Origin of the sequence: Pseudorhodobacter antarcticus (assembly GCF_900110135.1) — a bacterium.
GTDB lineage: Bacteria > Pseudomonadota > Alphaproteobacteria > Rhodobacterales > Rhodobacteraceae > Pseudorhodobacter > Pseudorhodobacter antarcticus.
Genome location: NZ_FOCO01000001.1, coordinates 121874 through 137300, shown reverse-complemented (window position 1 = coordinate 137300; position 15427 = coordinate 121874). Strand labels below are relative to the sequence as shown.

Sequence of the window (15427 nt, the reverse complement as noted above, 5' to 3'; positions counted from 1 at the left end):
GCCAAGCGATTTCCCGAAAGGACCAGCCATGACCAATGCCCGTTTTGACAAATCCAAACTTCCCAGCCGCCATGTGACCGAAGGGCCATCGCGCGCGCCGCACCGCAGCTATTTCTATGCGATGGGCATCACGGAGCAGGAGATCCACCAGCCGTGGGTTGGCGTGGCCACCTGCTGGAATGAGGCTGCACCGTGCAACATTTCCCTGAACCGGCAAGCGCAGGCCGTCAAAGGCGGCGTGAAAAAGGGCGGCGGCACACCCCGCGAATTTACCACCATCACCGTGACCGATGGTATCGCGATGGGCCATGAAGGGATGCGGTCGTCATTGGCCAGCCGTGAGGCGATTGCAGACAGTGTGGAATTGACCATGCGCGGGCATTGCTATGACGCGATTGTGGGGCTTGCGGGCTGCGACAAATCCTTGCCGGGGATGATGATGGCGATGGTGCGGTTGAACACCCCATCGGTGTTCATCTATGGCGGGTCGATTTTGCCGGGCCGTTTGAATGGCAAGGATGTCACCGTGCAAGACGTGTTTGAGGCGGTGGGCAAGCACCAAGCCGGGAACATGACCGATGCGGAATTGGAAATTCTGGAACGTGTCGCCTGCCCATCGGCAGGCGCGTGTGGTGGTCAGTTCACCGCCAACACAATGGCCTGTGTGAGTGAGGCGATTGGTTTGGCGCTGTTGAATTCTTCGGGCGCGCCTGCGCCATATGAAAGTCGCGACCAATATGGTGAAGCGTCCGGCGTTGCCGTGATGAACCTGATCGAGAAAAATATCCGCGCGCGCGATATTGTCACGCTGAAATCCCTGCAAAACGCCGCGCGCATTGTGGCCTGCACAGGCGGGTCCACCAACGCGGGCCTGCATTTGCCCGCAATCGCGCATGAGGCGGGGATTGATTTCGACCTATCCGATGTTTGCGAAATTTTCCGCGACACGCCCTATTTCGTCGATCTGAAACCCGGCGGGCAATATGTGTCCAAGGATTTGTATGAGGCGGGCGGCGTGCCGATTGTGATGAAGGAATTGCGCAAAGCGGGCCTGATCCACGAAGATTGCATGACCGCTTCGGGCCGTTCCATGGGCGAGGAGTTGGACCGGATTGAAGGTGAGGCGGATGGCCGCGTGATTTATTCCATCGGGTCTCCGATCACCAAAACCGGCGGCGTTGTGGGCCTGAAAGGCAACTTGGCCCCCGAAGGCGCGATTGTAAAAGTCGCAGGCATGTCCGAGGCGGAGCAAATCTTTACCGGCCCCGCCCGCGTGTTCGAGTCCGAGGAAGAGGCGTTTGAGGCCGTCAAAGCCCGCCAATACAAAGAAGGCGAAGTGATCGTAATCCGCAATGAAGGCCCCGCAGGTGGCCCCGGTATGCGCGAAATGTTGTCCACCACCGCCGCCCTGTCGGGTCAAGGCATGGGCAAAAAGGTGGCGCTGATCACCGATGGTCGTTTTTCGGGCGCAACCCGCGGGTTCTGCGTGGGCCATGTGGGCCCAGAGGCGGCGCATGGTGGCCCGATTGCCCTGTTGCAAAACGGCGATGTGATTACCCTGAACGCGATCACCGGTGAACTTTCCGTCGCGTTGACCGATGCAGAGCTGGCCGCGCGCAAGGCCAATTGGAAAGGCCCGCGCCAGACCGAATATGACAGCGGCGCTTTGTGGAAATACGCCCGCCTTGTGGGTGGCGCACGTTTGGGGGCGGTCACGCACCCCGGCGCGCGTGAGGAACGGCATGTCTACATGGATCAGTAAGGCGATCTTGCCGCTGGTATTGGCGGGCTGCGTGCCCGTCAATACCAGTGGCGGTTTGCCGGGGTTTGGGGGCAGTGCGGCCCCGCAAGGCGCAATGGTGTCGAATGTGGCGCTGGTCGGGCCTGCGGGGTTTTGCCCGCTGCCCGATACGCGCACATCGGTGGCAGGCGCTGGCTTTATGGCCTTTGCCCGCTGTGACAGTGACGGCACGGGCGCTGTGCTGACCGCAACCGTGGGCGGCCCCGGCAGCGCCGAAGGTGTGACCTTGACCCACGCCGCGATGGCCCGTTATTTCGCATCCGCCGAAGGTTCAGCCGCCTTGCGCGGTGCAGACAGCCGCGACCAGATTGCGGTGCAAAGCGTGGTTGAATATCAAGGCGCGGTGATCTTGTCGCTGACGCGGGGGGCGCAGGGGCAAACCCTGCCCGCGTGGCGCGCGTTTTTACGGGTGGGGGATCAGTTGGTCACGCTGACCGTGCGCGCGCGGCAGGGCCAAGCCTTGGTGGCGGACGCGGCCAACACGCGCATCCGCCAATTTGTCGCGGCGGTGCGCGGGGCCAACGGGCTGTGACGCCGTTTTTCGGGATAATTTGAACAAAGGGTGGGAACGAGGCTGGAGTCTTAAGGGTTTTGGGCCGATAAGGTTTGTGTTTCCATTTGGTAAACAATGCATCTGGTGACCGGTCGGTGTGACCCAACAGCAAAGTGACGGCGCGTATCATGGCGAAACAAGGGGACAGATTGATCGACAAGCTGATGCACCGCAGCGTTTTGCGGCGCTGGCGCAGGCTTGCCGATTTTGCGGGTGGTCTGGATTTGGAAAGCTTGCGCAGCTATCGCAGGCAAGCCTTGTCGCTGCGACGCAATCTGGACCGGGTGATCCATCTGGCCGAACATCAACTTGCGTTGCCTGTTATCGGCTCCAACGCGATCCGCAAACCGATGGGCACAGATTGGGCGTGGCGGCCGATGCTGTGGAAAGGCCCTATTCCTGTGCCGGGATTTTCGACCGTGCAAAACAAAGCGATGGTGTGCGAAGGGGCCACCGTGTTTCACGATTGTCGCGCCAGCGAATTGACCCTGCGCCAAGTCCGCAACACCCGCGAATCCGATCTGGCCCCGTTTGGGTTGCGCATGGACGTGTTTCGGTTCGACGGGTCGTTCCTGTCCTTGGTGCTGGAACTGCCGCCCGAGGCGGTGGAAGGGTTGCGCCTGAACCATCTGATCCGGCTGGACGCGATTGTGGAAATGGAAAAGCCGCTGGAAATTTTCGCGCGGCTGAACATCAAACATGGTCCAAACGTCGAACAGGTCGTGCGCGAATTGCCGCTGAATGAGACGGAGGTGAAGGTTGAGTTTGATCTTGCCTATACCAAATTGAACGAAAAGCGGGTGGAACGGATTTGGGTCGACCTGATCTTTGAAGGCCCCGAAATGAACCAGATCATTTTGCGCGATGTGACCTTCTCGCGCAGGCCGCGGGCGGAATTGTGAAGCAGGAGATGCGGCATGAGTGATGTAAGACTGGTCAAAACCCGGCTGCGCGCCGGGGTTTGGGAAGGCGTGTTAAGCGGCACAAACGGCCAGCCCGCGCTGGAGGTGCTGCATCTGGAAGCGCACATCGCAGGTGTGAGCGTGACCGAAGTGGCCGACTGCCCCGGCACTTGGGCCGTGCGCGTGCCCATCCCGGCGGAGGCGCTGTCCGAAGGGGTGCAGACATTTTTGATCCGTGAGGCGGCATCGGGCGACAAGTTGGCACATTTCACCATCATCACCGGGGTCGTGATGGAAGACGACATTCGCGCCGAGATGGATTTGCTGCGCGCTGAATTGGACATGCTGAAACGGGCGTTTCGGCGGCATTGTTTGGAAACGATGGGCTGACGATTGCCGGGGCGGTTACGGGCCGCCCGTCTGTGTGGCCCGTACCTGCGGCCCGTCCCTGTGGCCAACGCCTGTTAGGTATTTTTACCAAGATGAATTGGTGACGCCGCGTTGGGCGTGACAGGCGCGCGCTGTCGCGCCATGTTAAAGGTGTTGCAGTGAAAGGCCCCACCATGACCCTTTATCCCCACATGCTTGCGCCCCTTGATCTGGGCTTTGTCACTTTGCCCAACCGGGTGGTGATGGGGTCGATGCACACGGGGCTGGAGGAGACGGGCGATTGGGCGCGGGTGGCGGAATTTTATGCCACACGCGCGCGGGGTGGGGTTGCGTTGATCGTGACAGGTGGCATGGCGCCCAATGCCGAAGGGGGCGTGTTTCCGGGGGCGGCGGGGCTGTATACGCCGCAAGATATAGCCAACCATCTGCGCGTGACGGACGCCGTGCATGCTGCGGGCGGCCGGATTGCGATGCAGATTTTGCACGCGGGGCGCTATGCCTACAGCAAGGATTGCGTGTCGGCATCCGCCGTAAAGTCGCCCATTTCGCCGTTTGCCCCGCGCGCGCTGGATGCGGAGGGGATCGAGGCGCAGGTCGCTGCCATTGTCACCGCCGCCGCGCGCGCCCAACAGGCGGGCTATGACGGGGTGGAGATTATGGGGTCGGAGGGGTATTTCCTGAACCAGTTCCTCGCCCGCCACACCAACAAACGCACCGACGGTTGGGGGGGCGATTATGCCAACCGGATGCGCCTGCCCGTCGAAGTCGTGCGCCGTGTGCGTGACGCCGTAGGGCCAAAGTTTATCCTGATTTACCGCATCAGCTTGATTGATTTGATCCCCGATGGATCGACGTGGGAGGAAGTCGTGCTGCTGGCCCGCGCGGTGGAGGCGGCGGGGGCCACCATGCTGAACACTGGGATTGGCTGGCATGAAGCGCGGGTGCCGACCATCGCCACATCCGTGCCCCGCGCGGCGTTTGCGTGGTTGACCCAGCGGTTGCGGCCCGAAGTGTCCATCCCCGTCATCACCTCCAACCGCATCAACACGCCGGAGGTGGCAGAGGGGATTTTGGCCAGCGGCCAAGCCGATATGGTGTCGATGGCGCGGCCTTTTCTTGCGGACCCCGATTTTGTCGCCAAGGCGGCGGCAGGCCGTGCAGCGGAAATCGCGCCTTGTATTGCCTGCAATCAGGCCTGTCTGGACCATACGTTCAGCGGCAAACTGACATCGTGTTTGGTGAACCCGCGGGCCTGTGCGGAAACGGAATTGACCTATGCGCCCACCGACACGCCCAAACGCGTGGCGATTGTGGGGGCGGGGGCTGCGGGCATGATGTGCGCGATTGTCGCCGCCGGGCGGGGCCACCACGCCACCTTGTTTGAGGCGGCGGCGGAGGTGGGGGGGCTTTTGAACCTTGCCAAAGTAATCCCCGGCAAGGAGGAGTTTCGCGGGCTGGTCGATTGGTTTGCCACCAGTCTGGACCACGCGGGCGTGACGTTGCGCCTGAACCATCGCGCCACCCCTGCCGATTTGGCCGGGTTTGATGAGGTGGTGATCGCCACCGGCGTCACCCCGCGCGACCCAGAGATTGCGGGCCAAGATGCGCCCCATGTGCTGGGGTATGAGGCGGTGTTGCGCGGTGCACCCGTGGGCAAACGCGTGGCCGTGGTGGGCGCGGGCGGCATCGGGTTTGATGTGTCGGAATTTCTGGTGCACCAAGGCGTCAGCGCGACCGAAGATTTGGATTTGTGGAAACGCGAATGGGGCGTGGGCGACCCGGCCGATGTGGCGGGGGGGCTGGCGGCCGCTGGCCCGCAACCCGGACCACCCGCGCGCGCGGTGACGCTGTTGCAGCGCAAGGCGGAAAAACCGGGGCGGCGGCTGGGTAAAACCACAGGCTGGATTCACCGTGCCGCATTGGCGATGAAACAGGTGCAAATGCGTGGCGGTGTGACATATGACGCGGTGGTGCCGCAAGGGTTGCAACTGGGCACGGCGGCGGGGCCGGAATTGTTGGCGGTGGATACGATCGTTTTGTGTACCGGCCAAGTGCCCAACCGCGACTTGGCCGATGCGCTGATCGCGGCAGGGCAAACGCCCCATATCATTGGCGGCGCGGATGTCGCGGCGGAATTGGACGCGAAACGCGCGATTGACCAAGGCGCGCGGCTGGGGGCGCAGTTTTAAGCGCCCCCCCGGTTCGATTCGGCGCTTTTACTGTGACAACAAGTTCGCGCCCATCGCCGCCTCATATTCGCCCACATCAATCTGACCATCGGCGGTGGTGTCCATCGCGGCAAACACCTCCTCGGTCAGGTTGGGATAGGTGACTTTCAATTCGTCCATCGACCACGCGCCGTTTGCATCTGCATCAATGGGCAGGTCTTGGGCCAGCGCGGGTGCAGACAGTCCAGCGATCAGGCCAAGGGCAATCATCAAACGTGTCATTATGTATCCTTTCGGGATCATCGCGGCGGCACCATGCCCCCGCTTAACCACAGATCTAACCCGACCCGGAACACCGTTCCAGTCTGCACACGCATAGGCGGAAACCCCAGACGAAACTGCGCCTATCACGGCTGCAATGCGAAACAATTTCCCGCCGTTCGCCCGCGCGCATCCCTTTTCCCGCGCAGCAAACCACCCAGAATCAGCGCCCTTTTGCCGCCCCGTTTTGTTTCCATGCCATTAACGATCCTTGGTATTACCCCGGACTGAACGCGCCAGCGCCCAGATCCTGCCCGAATTGGGGAACAGTAAGGGGGCATAGACCTGCACTCACCGCATGGGGAAAACAATGGATCGACTAACCGAAATGGAAGCCTTCGCCACTGTCGTGGACCAAGGCGGCTTTACCGATGCGGCGAAAAAGATGGGGATTTCGAAATCCGCAGTCTCCAAACACGTCTCGGCGCTGGAGGCGCGTTTGGGCGCGCGACTGCTGAACCGCACCACCCGCCGTGTCAGCCCGACTGAAATCGGGCTTGCCTATTACGACCGCGCCCGCCGCGTCCTGAACGATGCCGGAGAGGCGGACGCCTTGGTGACCTCGATGCAATCCGCGCCGTCTGGCTTGTTGCGCATCTCTGTGGCGACGGATTTCGGCGTGAACCTGTTGTCACCGATTTTGGGGGATTTTCTGCTCGAATATCCCGACATCACGGTCAACATGGTGCTGAACAACCGCTATGTGGAACTGATTTCCGAAGGGTTCGATATGGCCGTTCGGATTGGCGACCTAGAGGACAGCAGCCTGCGGGCGCGGAAACTGACGGAAACATCCAAACGGATGATCGCGTCACCCAATTATTTCCAGAAATACGGTCGCCCGATGAAAATCGACGATCTGAACGACCATAAACTGCTGCATTATTCCAACCAAGCCAATGGCAACGTGTGGAAAATTCCGGCCCCATCGGGTGAAAAACGCCAAGTGCGCACGGCGGGCTGGTTGACGGTGAATGACGGTCAATCCTTGCTGAACGCCGCGATTTCCGGCCTTGGCATCGCTTATCTGCCCTCATTCCTCTATGCCGAAGCGTTGAAAAACGGACAGGTGGAGGAGGCGATTCCCGGCCTGCCCATTGAAACGCTTGGGGTTTACGCCGTCTATCCGCCGGGCCGTTTCACGCAGCCAAAAGTGCGCGCCTTCATCGACTTTCTGGCCCGCCGCTATGCTGACAAAGGGCCGGATGCGTGGTAAAGCAACGCTAACCTATCAAGGGGTCGAGGTTAAAACAGCCTCGACCCTTCGGTTTTTTTGCCGCCCCGCCTCTGTTGCATTGCTGGCAATGGGGGCCAAATAGCCCACGCCTTGCGCCTCAATTTGCGCGCCCGGCACGCCATACGCCTCAATCAAACGGGTGCGCACGGACGCCGCGCGGCGTTTGGAAATCACGATATTGCCGTCCAAGCCCCCCGATGCATCGGTATGACCCACCAGCGCCACCGTTTTATCTGGGTTTGCCGCCAGCCACGCCGCCAATGCGGCCAGTGCGGCATAACGCCCATCGGTCAATTCCGCCGCGCCGGTGCCAAAATCCAACCCCTGCAACACCACCGCACCGCCTGTCATCAACCCCTCCATCGTGCCAAGCGCGGGCAGAATCGGGCGCGGCGTCAGAGGCAGGGCCAGCCCATCGGCGGCCCGGTTCGTCGCCGCAAACAGCGCGGGCCCCGCATCGGCCACGGCCCGCGTCATTTGCACAAACCCCCGCGCGGTGGACCGGCTGACCATTAGGCCAATCGCCTCGGGGCCTTGCGCCGTGCTGCGCCGCACCGATAAAAACCGAAAATCCCCCAAATCCACATGCATTTCGGGTTCCGGCAGCACATCAATCGCAAAGCGGAAATCAAACCCGCCGCAGGTCGTGGTGTCGCAGTCAAACACCACCGAAAACCCGGCGGCAACCAGTTGCGCGCGCAGCGCCGCCATCAAATCCAGCGTGGCCAGTTTGGGCGTGTCAATCGCCCATGCCGCGCGTTCCACCGTGCCGTTGATCGCATCTGTGGGCACCGCCCCCCCGGTCTCCCCGTGCCCTGTCCACGGCCCGGTCGGCAGCCCGTAACTGGCGCGTGCAGGCACGGGGGCCACAGTGTTAATTGCGGGGCCGGGAAATTCCAGCGTGAAGGCATGGGCAGGTCCGCCCACCAACGCCATGCACAGCACAAATCTCTTTATCATCAGCCTACCCCTGTTTGCGGTAATGATACTGCCCCACAACCCGCATCCCCAGCGATGCGTAAAGGGCGCGCGCCGGCACATTGCCCGTGGTCACCGCCAAACACAACGTCTGCGCCCCTGCATCTTGGGCCCAAGCGGCGGCTTTGCGCATGATCTTGCCAGCCGTGCCTTGGCGGCGAAAGGCGGGCATCACCTCCAGCGCGTGCAGCATCGCAGTATCGCCATAACAGGCAACAAAGGCCACGCCCGCCGCGCGGTCCTGCACCCGGCCCAAAATGCTGGTTTGCGGGCCTTGCGCGCGGCCCATTACGTCCAGCCGCCCTTGGTCCAGCCCCGCCTCCAGCCACAATTGCTGCGCAATGCTAAGGGGCGGCCAAACCGCAAAAGCGGCCATTGGCGACAGATCGGGGTCTACCAAATCCGCCACCGGGGCCGCGCAAATCACCACCGGGTCGTGCAAAACATAGCCGCGCGCCGCCAGGCCCGCGTCCAAATCATCATCGCCCGCGCGGATCATAAACAGGAACGGTTGGCCCAAAGCGGCCATCGCCGCCTCGGCCACCGCGATATCCCCGCCCGCCTCTATCGCGGTGGTTGCGATTGCCCGTTGCCCGCCACCGCGCCCTTCGCGTATCAACCACGCGCCGTGCCGCGTGCTGGCAAACGCGGGCCAAGTGGCATCCAGCACCGCATAAATCTGCGCGGGTGTCATGCAAACAGCACCACAAGCCGCACCATCGCCGCATCAATTTGCGCCGCATCCGTGCCGCGTATCACCAAATTGGTGCCAAAAACCCCGTTTTGCGTGAACGGATACGACCCCATCGACAGGTCCGGGTATTGCGCGGCCAGCGCGCCAAACGGGTCCGCCACCTCGCCTTCGCCCCGGTTCACGCGCAGGGATTGGCTTAACAATGGTGCGCCGCCGGTCAGGGTGGGCAACACGCTTGCCACCATTGCTTGAAAGATATTCGGCACCCCCGCCATCACATGCACATTGCCCAGCGTGAAACCGGGGGCGGTGGAAATCGGGTTATCAATCAACGTCGCCCCATCGGGGATACGCGCCATGCGCTGTCGGGCCTCATTAAACGGCATCCCTGCGCGGTCATAATGCGCGGCCAGCAGGGCCATCGCATCGGCGCGTTGGGTGATCGGCACCCCAAACGCGCCCGCAATCGCCTCGGCCGTGATATCATCATGGGTGGGGCCAATGCCGCCCGATGTGAACACATTGTCAAACGCGCCCCGCAGCGCATTGACCGCCGCAATAATCGCCGCGCGGTCATCCGATACCACCCGCGCTTCGGCCAAGGTAATCCCGTGGCGCGTCAATTCGCCGGCCAGAAAATGCATGTTGCTGTCGCGCGTGCGCCCCGACAAAATCTCGTCTCCGATAACCAGCATTGCGGCGGTGGGGTTGGCCATTTGGGCGCTCCTTGAAATATGTGCCCTTGGTATAGGCGCGCCGCGCCCCCTTTCAAACCTGAAAAAACACGCCCCACCCGCAAGGTCTGGCCATTTTCGCGCATCTGCCGTAAATACCGCGCCAAAGCGATCAGCATGAGGCGACAGTTTTGGACGATACGCGCGGACGGATGACAAAAGACGGTATTCGCATCCATGAGGATGCTGATTTCGCTGGGATGCAGGCCGCAGGTCGGGTTGCATCCGAAATCCTCGATCTGATCGGCCCTTTGGTTGTGCCGGGCGTCACCACTGCCGAACTCGACGCCTTTGTGCTGGCCGAGGTGGAACGTCGCGGCGTCACATCCGCCACCATCGGCTATCGCGGGTATCAACATGCGTCGTGTATTTCGGTGAACCATGTGGTGTGCCACGGCATCCCCGGCAGCAAAATTCCCAAACGCGCCAATGATGTGATCCGCGATGGTGATATTTTGAATATCGACACCACGGTGATCGTCGATGGCTGGTTTGGCGACACCAGCCGCATGTACGTTGCAGGCACGCCCAAACCCTATGCCAAACGCCTTATCCAAGTCACCTATGACAGCCTTATGCTGGGGATTGAGGCGGCGCGCCCCGGCAACACCTTTGGCGATATCGCCTATGCGATCCAGTCCTATGTTGAAAAAAACGGCCTGTCCGTGGTGCGCGATTTTTGTGGCCATGGTATTGGCCGCGTGTTCCATTCCCTGCCCAACGTGCTGCATTACGCCAATTTCCAAATCGACGCGCAGGGCAACAAAGTGTCGGGTGCCAGAATCCCCAGCTTGCGCCGTGCTGTCCAGGACCGCACCGCCGTTCTGGAAGAAGGCATGTTTTTCACAATCGAACCGATGGTCAACATGGGCCGCCCCGAAACCGAGGTGTTGGCCGATGAATGGACCGCCGTGACCCGCGATGGCAAGTTAAGCGCGCAATACGAACATTCCATCGGCATCACGGCCACGGGCGCGGACATTTTCACCGCCTCGCCCGCAGGGCTGTATAAAGTGGCCTTTGACACCTAAACAGCAACCCATTGATCGAAATCCCATTCTGTGTGATTGTAGGCTTTGAGGCGTCAAAAAACAAAAAAACAATCGAGAGTGGTCATGAAATTCAACTTAATCCTCCCCCTCGGGGTGGCAGCGCTGTTGCCCTGCGCCCTGTTCGCGCAAACGTTTGATGGGTCGGTGACGGTCGGTTACGGCCTTAGCGATATCAGCGGTTTGGGCACTTTGCACACCCCCAGCATTGATGGGCGCTTTGGCTATGACCTTGGCAATGGCCTGAAATTCGGGGCCGATATTTCCGGCGTGCGCGGCAGCAAAAACGGGCTTACGGGCAATGTCAGCGCGCTGTCGGCAGGGGTTTTTGCCGCTTATGGGTTTGGCAATGGGGTCAGCCTTGGGGCGTATGGCGAAACCGCATCGGTGGATGCAACGGGCCTGACGAGTGATGTTTCGGTCCATTCCTACGGGCTTTTGGGCGGGTATGACGTGGACCAAGTCAAGGTCACCGGGTTTTTGGGCAAATCCAACACCAGCCCAAACTTGGCCGCAGGCACCGACATCACCGATCTGGGCATCGCGGGCCGGTTCCAAGTGTCTGACCAAGTCACCCTTGGCGGCAGCTTTGCGCGCAGCACCGTGTCGAACGGCGGTGCATCGCTTGGCCTGAACGCCCTTGGCCTTGCCGGGTCGTTTCGCGCCAATGAAAGCTGGACCGTGTTTGGCGGGTTAACCGATGCATCCATCAGCAATGTCGCGGGCATCACCACATTCGGTCTTGGGGCCAGCTATGATATGTCCGGTTCCTTGCGCCAAGGGTCTGCGGTCTCGCTGGAATTTGCGCGCAGCAATGTGGGCGGCGTGGGCAATATCAACACCTTGCGCATCGGGCTTAGCGTGCCACTGGGGGCCACGTCCAACGCGGTGCCGCTGAACAGCGTGGCCGAAACGGCGATGAACCCGCGCCGCAACACGGTCGCGACCGGCGTTTTGTCGACGTTCTAAGGCGCGTTATCCGGGCAGGCCCAGCTTGCCCGGAATATCCCGCAGGGACCGGATAACTTCGGCCCCCACGGCCAACAGGCGTGCGCCGTCATCATGTTCGGCCAGCCCCAAACAGCGTATCCCCGCACGCACCGCCCCCAAACACCCCGTAGGGCTGTCGTCCACCACCACGCAATCGGCGGGATCAACCCCCAGCGCGCGCGCGGCATGCAGCCACAAACCGGGGTCCGGCTTTGGGCAACCCAGCGTTTGTCCCGAATACAAATGTCCGTTGAAATGCGCCAAAACGCGCGGATGCTGGCCCAGCGTGATTTGCATTTTCTGGTCCGACCCGTTCGACCCCACGGCAAACACCATGCCCGCCGCCGCCAAACGGTCCAACACCGCTTGCGCGCCATCAATCAACGGCGTGCCTTGCGCCAACCGCGCATACAGTTGCGCGTAAAACGTATCGACCCAATCATCGGGCAAATCCGCGCCCAAATCGCGCGCGGTTTGAAACAGCCCGCTAATGGTGCCGCCCAGGAAACGCGCCTCCATCTCCGCCCGCGACAGCACCAATCCGTACCCGGCCAAATCGGCGGTCAGCAAATCAAACGCCGCCACCTCGCTGTCCACCAGCACACCGTCACAATCAAATAAAACCGCTTTGGGGGTCATGCCGCATCCTTTCGCCATTGGTCAATCTGGGTGCGCGCCGCTTGTGCGGTCATGCCATTTGGCAGTTCTTTGTCCGGCACGATCACCCCTTCAACCGTGGAAAACTGCAACACCGTCAGCCCCGGCAACACAGCCACGCCCGTGAAAACCGACCAAGGATAGTGCCGCCCAGACCGCACAACCCCTTGCGCCGACAGCACCACTTCATAGGGCAGGGCACGCAGCGGGCTGGCGCGCATCACCGCCGCCAACTGCCCCCGGTGCCGCAATCCCATCACCAAAGCCGCAAAAAAGGACCCAAGGCCCGCATATGATGCCACCATAAACCCCACATCCGCAGGCAGGCCCATCAGCGCCGCCGCGCCTGCGCCCACCACCAAGGCCGCCGCAAAGGGGATTAGGAAAAAACTGGCCGATTTCAATGGGCTGTTGGCGCGGTGCTGCATCCGCGCATTGATCGCAGGCTCGTTATAGGCGCGAATGTCAAACCGCAGGGCAATTTCATCGCTCATACAGGCGTCCTTAAAATGGTGATGGTTGTGTCGCCGTATGTGCGCTGGTCCAGCGGTGCAAAATCAGGCGGGGCGGTGATGGCCGCGTTTTCCTCCCACACCACCACGGCGCCGGGGGCAATCCAACCGCCCGCGCGCGCCGATGCCAGCGCCGCCTCGCCCATTTGGCGCGCGTAAGGCGGGTCCATGAAGATCAGATCAAAGGGCCCTGCCGTGTTGCGGGGCAGGGCCACCGCCGATTGACGCAGCACCACCGCCCGCATCCGCGTAATTTCCAAATTCCGCTTGATCAGGGCCAGCGCCACTTTGCCATCCTCCACCAAGGTCGCCGCTGCCGCGCCCCGGCTCATCGCCTCCAACGCCAGCGCGCCGGTGCCTGCAAACAAATCCAACACCCGCGCGCCCGCAACCGGGTTTGGCCCCCCGTCCAAGCGACCATTGATCAACAGGTTAAACATCGCCTCGCGCACGCGGTCGGACGTGGGGCGCAAATGCGCCGCCGCATCGCCTTTGCCCAGCTCTGCCAAATGCGTGCCGCGATGGGTGCCACCAATAATCCGCATCAGGCCAACAGCGCCTTCAATTCGGTCGCAGGGTCGGCCACGCGCGCCGCATCGGGCGATTTTCCCACCGCCAGCAACCGCTTTGCCACCATAAACGCGCGCGGATCGTTCATCGCATCCACCGCCAACAGCGCATCGCCCCGGTAATACCAAAACGACACCGCGCCATCTGTGGTCCGCGTCACCACCCGGTCATAGCCCGCGTTCAGCCCCGCAATTTGCAGCTTGATGTCATATTGGTCCGACCAAAACCACGGCTCCGGCACATAATCGCGGCCCGCACCGCCCAAATTTACGGCCACAATTTCCGCCTGATCAATCGCATTTGGCACCGATTCCAACCGGATGCGCCCGCCGCGCACAGGCACACTGGCGCAATCGCCCGCCGCCCAAATATCCGGCGCGGACGTGCGCCCCTGCGCGTCCGTGGCAATGCCGTTATCAATCACCAACCCCGCCGCTGCCGCCAAACCCACGTTCGGCGTAATCCCCACGCCCACCATGACAAAATCACAGGCAATCTCGCGCCCATCAGTCAGCCGCGCGGCGCTTACATGCCCGTCCCCCAGCAACCGCTCCAACCCCGTGCCTTCCAAAATCGTGACCCCATGGCCCACGTGCAAATCACGGAAAAACCCCGATGTCTCCTCCGCCGCGACCCGTTGTAAAATGCGCGGGGCCATTTCCAACACGGTCACATCCAGCCCCAGCTTGGCCGCCACCGCCGCCCCTTCCAGCCCAATATACCCGCCGCCCACAATCACCACGCGCGCGCCCGGCACAAAATACGGCTGCATCGCATCCACATCCGCCAAATCGCGCAAGGTGAACACGCCGCGCAAATCCCCGCCAATCGCGGCTGGCAAACGGCGCGGCGTGGACCCCGTGGTCAACACCAATTGGTCATAGGCCACCACCGCGTCGCCCAACGACACCGTCTTGCCCGCCGGGTCAATCGCGGTCACATGCGCGCCCAACCGCAGGTCAATGCCTTGTTCGGCGTAAAACGCCTCAGGCCGCAAAAACAACCGCTCCGCTGGCATGTCGCCCATCAAATACGCTTTGGACAGCGGCGGGCGCTGATAGGGTGGCACGGGTTCCGCGCCGATCAACGTGATCTGATCCACAGCACCGTCACTGCGCAATTTGGCAACCAACGCCGCCCCGGCCTGCCCGGCCCCTACCACCACAATATGCGTCATCTTCGACCCTTCCCGCTGCGCCACAGGCTTTTTCACCAACAAGTCACTGGCCCCGCGCCCCTGAAAAGCCTATATCTGCCCCAACGGGAAACACAACGGATGAGGGTTAAGATATGGTTATTTCTGTAGGTGACACGCTGCCAGAGGCAAATTTGGTCCGTTTGGGCGCATCCGGCCCTGAGGAGGTCAGCATCAGCACCCTGACCAAAGGCCGCAAAGTGGTGATTTTCGCGGTGCCGGGGGCCTTTACCCCCACCTGCCATTCCGCCCACGTTCCCAGCTTTATGCGCACCCGCGATGATTTTGCCGCCAAGGGTGTGGATGAGGTGATCTGCGTGTCGGTCAACGACCCTTTCGTGATGAAAGCGTGGGGCGAGGCGACAGGTGCAGATGCCGCCAACATCAGCCTGCTGGCCGATGGCACAAGCGCATTTACCGCCGCCATGGGCATGACGTTTGATGCGCCGCCCGTGGGCCTGATGGCGCGGTCCAAACGTTATGCGCTGCTGGCCGAAGATGGCGTGGTCAAAGTGCTGCATTTGGAAGAAAGCCCCGGCACCTGCGAAATTTCGGGTGGTGAGGCGCTGCTGGCTGCGATCTAACGCCACATCGCGGTAAATTCTAAAAGCTGGCCCCGTAACCTTGCGTTGCGGGGCTTTCTTTTACCGCATTGCGCGCCTATAGCGAACCTGCG

Annotated in this window: 17 protein-coding genes; 9 read left to right on the top strand and 8 right to left on the bottom strand. The window is 61.7% G+C overall.

Translation table 11 applies throughout. The features are described 5' to 3' along the window. The first annotated feature begins 28 nt into the window (after window positions 1-28). From ilvD to BMY36_RS00710, 5 genes are all read left to right on the top strand, one after another. Window positions 29-1762 (top strand): dihydroxy-acid dehydratase, encoded by a 1734-nt coding sequence (ilvD, locus tag BMY36_RS00730; RefSeq protein WP_050521416.1) that lies wholly within the window; start codon window positions 29-31, stop codon window positions 1760-1762. Continuing rightward, a complete protein-coding gene (locus tag BMY36_RS00725) occupies window positions 1743-2333 on the top strand; it encodes a hypothetical protein (RefSeq protein ID WP_139193890.1) in 591 nt (196 codons plus the stop codon). The genes ilvD and BMY36_RS00725 overlap by 20 nt, the downstream gene beginning before the upstream one ends. Before the next feature lie 149 nt (window positions 2334-2482). Continuing rightward, window positions 2483-3256 carry a DUF6478 family protein gene (locus BMY36_RS00720; protein WP_050521414.1) on the top strand — a complete coding sequence of 258 codons (774 nt, stop codon included), beginning with the start codon at window positions 2483-2485 and terminating at the stop codon, window positions 3254-3256. Window positions 3257-3271: 15 nt separating this feature from the next. Continuing rightward, on the top strand, window positions 3272-3646 hold the full coding sequence (locus BMY36_RS00715; RefSeq protein ID WP_050521413.1) for a hypothetical protein: 375 nt from the start codon (window positions 3272-3274) through the stop codon (window positions 3644-3646). 173 nt (window positions 3647-3819) lie between these two features. Next, a complete protein-coding gene (locus BMY36_RS00710; protein WP_050521412.1) occupies window positions 3820-5835 on the top strand; it encodes an NADPH-dependent 2,4-dienoyl-CoA reductase in 2016 nt (671 codons plus the stop codon). 27 nt (window positions 5836-5862) lie between these two features. Here BMY36_RS00710 and BMY36_RS00705 read toward each other — a convergent pair whose 3' ends face one another. After that, window positions 5863-6096, bottom strand: a complete 234-nt coding sequence (locus BMY36_RS00705; RefSeq protein WP_050521411.1) for an EF-hand domain-containing protein — start codon at window positions 6094-6096, stop codon at window positions 5863-5865. 349 nt (window positions 6097-6445) lie between these two features. Between BMY36_RS00705 and BMY36_RS00700 the strand changes: the two genes are divergently transcribed. Beyond that, window positions 6446-7351: a LysR family transcriptional regulator gene (locus tag BMY36_RS00700; RefSeq protein WP_050521410.1), complete on the top strand. Its 906-nt coding sequence runs from the start codon at window positions 6446-6448 to the stop codon at window positions 7349-7351. Window positions 7352-7366: 15 nt separating this feature from the next. On the opposite strand, the gene BMY36_RS00695 is transcribed toward BMY36_RS00700, so the two are convergent. From BMY36_RS00695 to BMY36_RS00685, 3 genes are read right to left on the bottom strand one after another with little or no spacing between them, the layout of a single operon-like run. Beyond that, window positions 7367-8332 carry an OmpA family protein gene (locus BMY36_RS00695; RefSeq protein WP_050521409.1) on the bottom strand — a complete coding sequence of 322 codons (966 nt, stop codon included), beginning with the start codon at window positions 8330-8332 and terminating at the stop codon, window positions 7367-7369. A 4-nt stretch (window positions 8333-8336) separates the two neighbouring features. Beyond that, window positions 8337-9044, bottom strand: coding sequence for a GNAT family N-acetyltransferase (locus tag BMY36_RS00690; RefSeq protein WP_050521408.1), 708 nt, complete (start codon window positions 9042-9044; stop codon window positions 8337-8339). Then, window positions 9041-9760, bottom strand: coding sequence for a competence/damage-inducible protein A (locus BMY36_RS00685; RefSeq protein WP_050521407.1), 720 nt, complete (start codon window positions 9758-9760; stop codon window positions 9041-9043). Before BMY36_RS00685 ends, BMY36_RS00690 begins: the two co-directional genes overlap by 4 nt. 170 nt (window positions 9761-9930) lie before the next feature. Between BMY36_RS00685 and map the strand changes: the two genes are divergently transcribed. Together map and BMY36_RS00675 are read left to right on the top strand one after the other, a co-directional pair. Beyond that, window positions 9931-10809, top strand: coding sequence for a type I methionyl aminopeptidase (gene map, locus BMY36_RS00680; RefSeq protein WP_139193894.1), 879 nt, complete (start codon window positions 9931-9933; stop codon window positions 10807-10809). An 84-nt stretch (window positions 10810-10893) separates the two neighbouring features. Next, entirely contained in the window at window positions 10894-11796 is a 903-nt protein-coding gene (locus BMY36_RS00675; protein WP_050521405.1) for a hypothetical protein, read from the top strand. Window positions 11797-11802: 6 nt separating this feature from the next. Here the strand turns inward: BMY36_RS00675 and BMY36_RS00670 are convergent, their stop codons facing one another. From BMY36_RS00670 to BMY36_RS00655, 4 genes are read right to left on the bottom strand one after another with little or no spacing between them, the layout of a single operon-like run. After that, window positions 11803-12456, bottom strand: a complete 654-nt coding sequence (locus BMY36_RS00670) for an HAD family hydrolase (RefSeq protein WP_050521404.1) — start codon at window positions 12454-12456, stop codon at window positions 11803-11805. Beyond that, window positions 12453-12968: a hypothetical protein gene (locus BMY36_RS00665; protein ID WP_050521403.1), complete on the bottom strand. Its 516-nt coding sequence runs from the start codon at window positions 12966-12968 to the stop codon at window positions 12453-12455. Before BMY36_RS00665 ends, BMY36_RS00670 begins: the two co-directional genes overlap by 4 nt. Then, complete coding sequence (rsmD, locus tag BMY36_RS00660) at window positions 12965-13531, bottom strand: 16S rRNA (guanine(966)-N(2))-methyltransferase RsmD (RefSeq protein ID WP_050521402.1); 567 nt, start codon at window positions 13529-13531, stop codon at window positions 12965-12967. The genes BMY36_RS00665 and rsmD overlap by 4 nt, the downstream gene beginning before the upstream one ends. Then, a complete protein-coding gene (locus tag BMY36_RS00655; RefSeq protein ID WP_050521401.1) occupies window positions 13531-14733 on the bottom strand; it encodes an NAD(P)/FAD-dependent oxidoreductase in 1203 nt (400 codons plus the stop codon). The genes rsmD and BMY36_RS00655 overlap by 1 nt, the downstream gene beginning before the upstream one ends. 113 nt (window positions 14734-14846) lie before the next feature. Between BMY36_RS00655 and BMY36_RS00650 the strand changes: the two genes are divergently transcribed. Beyond that, on the top strand, window positions 14847-15335 hold the full coding sequence (locus BMY36_RS00650; RefSeq protein ID WP_050521400.1) for a peroxiredoxin: 489 nt from the start codon (window positions 14847-14849) through the stop codon (window positions 15333-15335). Window positions 15336-15427 lie beyond the last annotated feature (92 nt).

Bases quoted from the DNA above. Each gene is read 5' to 3' on its own strand.
- ilvD (WP_050521416.1), top strand. From the start codon at position 29: ATGACCAATGCCCGTTTTGACAAATCCAAACTTCCCAGCCGCCATGTG.
- BMY36_RS00725 (WP_139193890.1), top strand. From the start codon at position 1,743: ATGTCTACATGGATCAGTAAGGCGATCTTGCCGCTGGTATTGGCGGGC.
- BMY36_RS00720 (WP_050521414.1), top strand. From the start codon at position 2,483: ATGGCGAAACAAGGGGACAGATTGATCGACAAGCTGATGCACCGCAGC.
- BMY36_RS00715 (WP_050521413.1), top strand. From the start codon at position 3,272: ATGAGTGATGTAAGACTGGTCAAAACCCGGCTGCGCGCCGGGGTTTGG.
- BMY36_RS00710 (WP_050521412.1), top strand. From the start codon at position 3,820: ATGACCCTTTATCCCCACATGCTTGCGCCCCTTGATCTGGGCTTTGTC.
- BMY36_RS00705 (WP_050521411.1), bottom strand. From the start codon at position 6,096: ATGACACGTTTGATGATTGCCCTTGGCCTGATCGCTGGACTGTCTGCA.
- BMY36_RS00700 (WP_050521410.1), top strand. From the start codon at position 6,446: ATGGATCGACTAACCGAAATGGAAGCCTTCGCCACTGTCGTGGACCAA.
- BMY36_RS00695 (WP_050521409.1), bottom strand. From the start codon at position 8,332: ATGATAAAGAGATTTGTGCTGTGCATGGCGTTGGTGGGCGGACCTGCC.
- BMY36_RS00690 (WP_050521408.1), bottom strand. From the start codon at position 9,044: ATGACACCCGCGCAGATTTATGCGGTGCTGGATGCCACTTGGCCCGCG.
- BMY36_RS00685 (WP_050521407.1), bottom strand. From the start codon at position 9,760: ATGGCCAACCCCACCGCCGCAATGCTGGTTATCGGAGACGAGATTTTG.
- map (WP_139193894.1), top strand. From the start codon at position 9,931: ATGACAAAAGACGGTATTCGCATCCATGAGGATGCTGATTTCGCTGGG.
- BMY36_RS00675 (WP_050521405.1), top strand. From the start codon at position 10,894: ATGAAATTCAACTTAATCCTCCCCCTCGGGGTGGCAGCGCTGTTGCCC.
- BMY36_RS00670 (WP_050521404.1), bottom strand. From the start codon at position 12,456: ATGACCCCCAAAGCGGTTTTATTTGATTGTGACGGTGTGCTGGTGGAC.
- BMY36_RS00665 (WP_050521403.1), bottom strand. From the start codon at position 12,968: ATGAGCGATGAAATTGCCCTGCGGTTTGACATTCGCGCCTATAACGAG.
- rsmD (WP_050521402.1), bottom strand. From the start codon at position 13,531: ATGCGGATTATTGGTGGCACCCATCGCGGCACGCATTTGGCAGAGCTG.
- BMY36_RS00655 (WP_050521401.1), bottom strand. From the start codon at position 14,733: ATGACGCATATTGTGGTGGTAGGGGCCGGGCAGGCCGGGGCGGCGTTG.
- BMY36_RS00650 (WP_050521400.1), top strand. From the start codon at position 14,847: ATGGTTATTTCTGTAGGTGACACGCTGCCAGAGGCAAATTTGGTCCGT.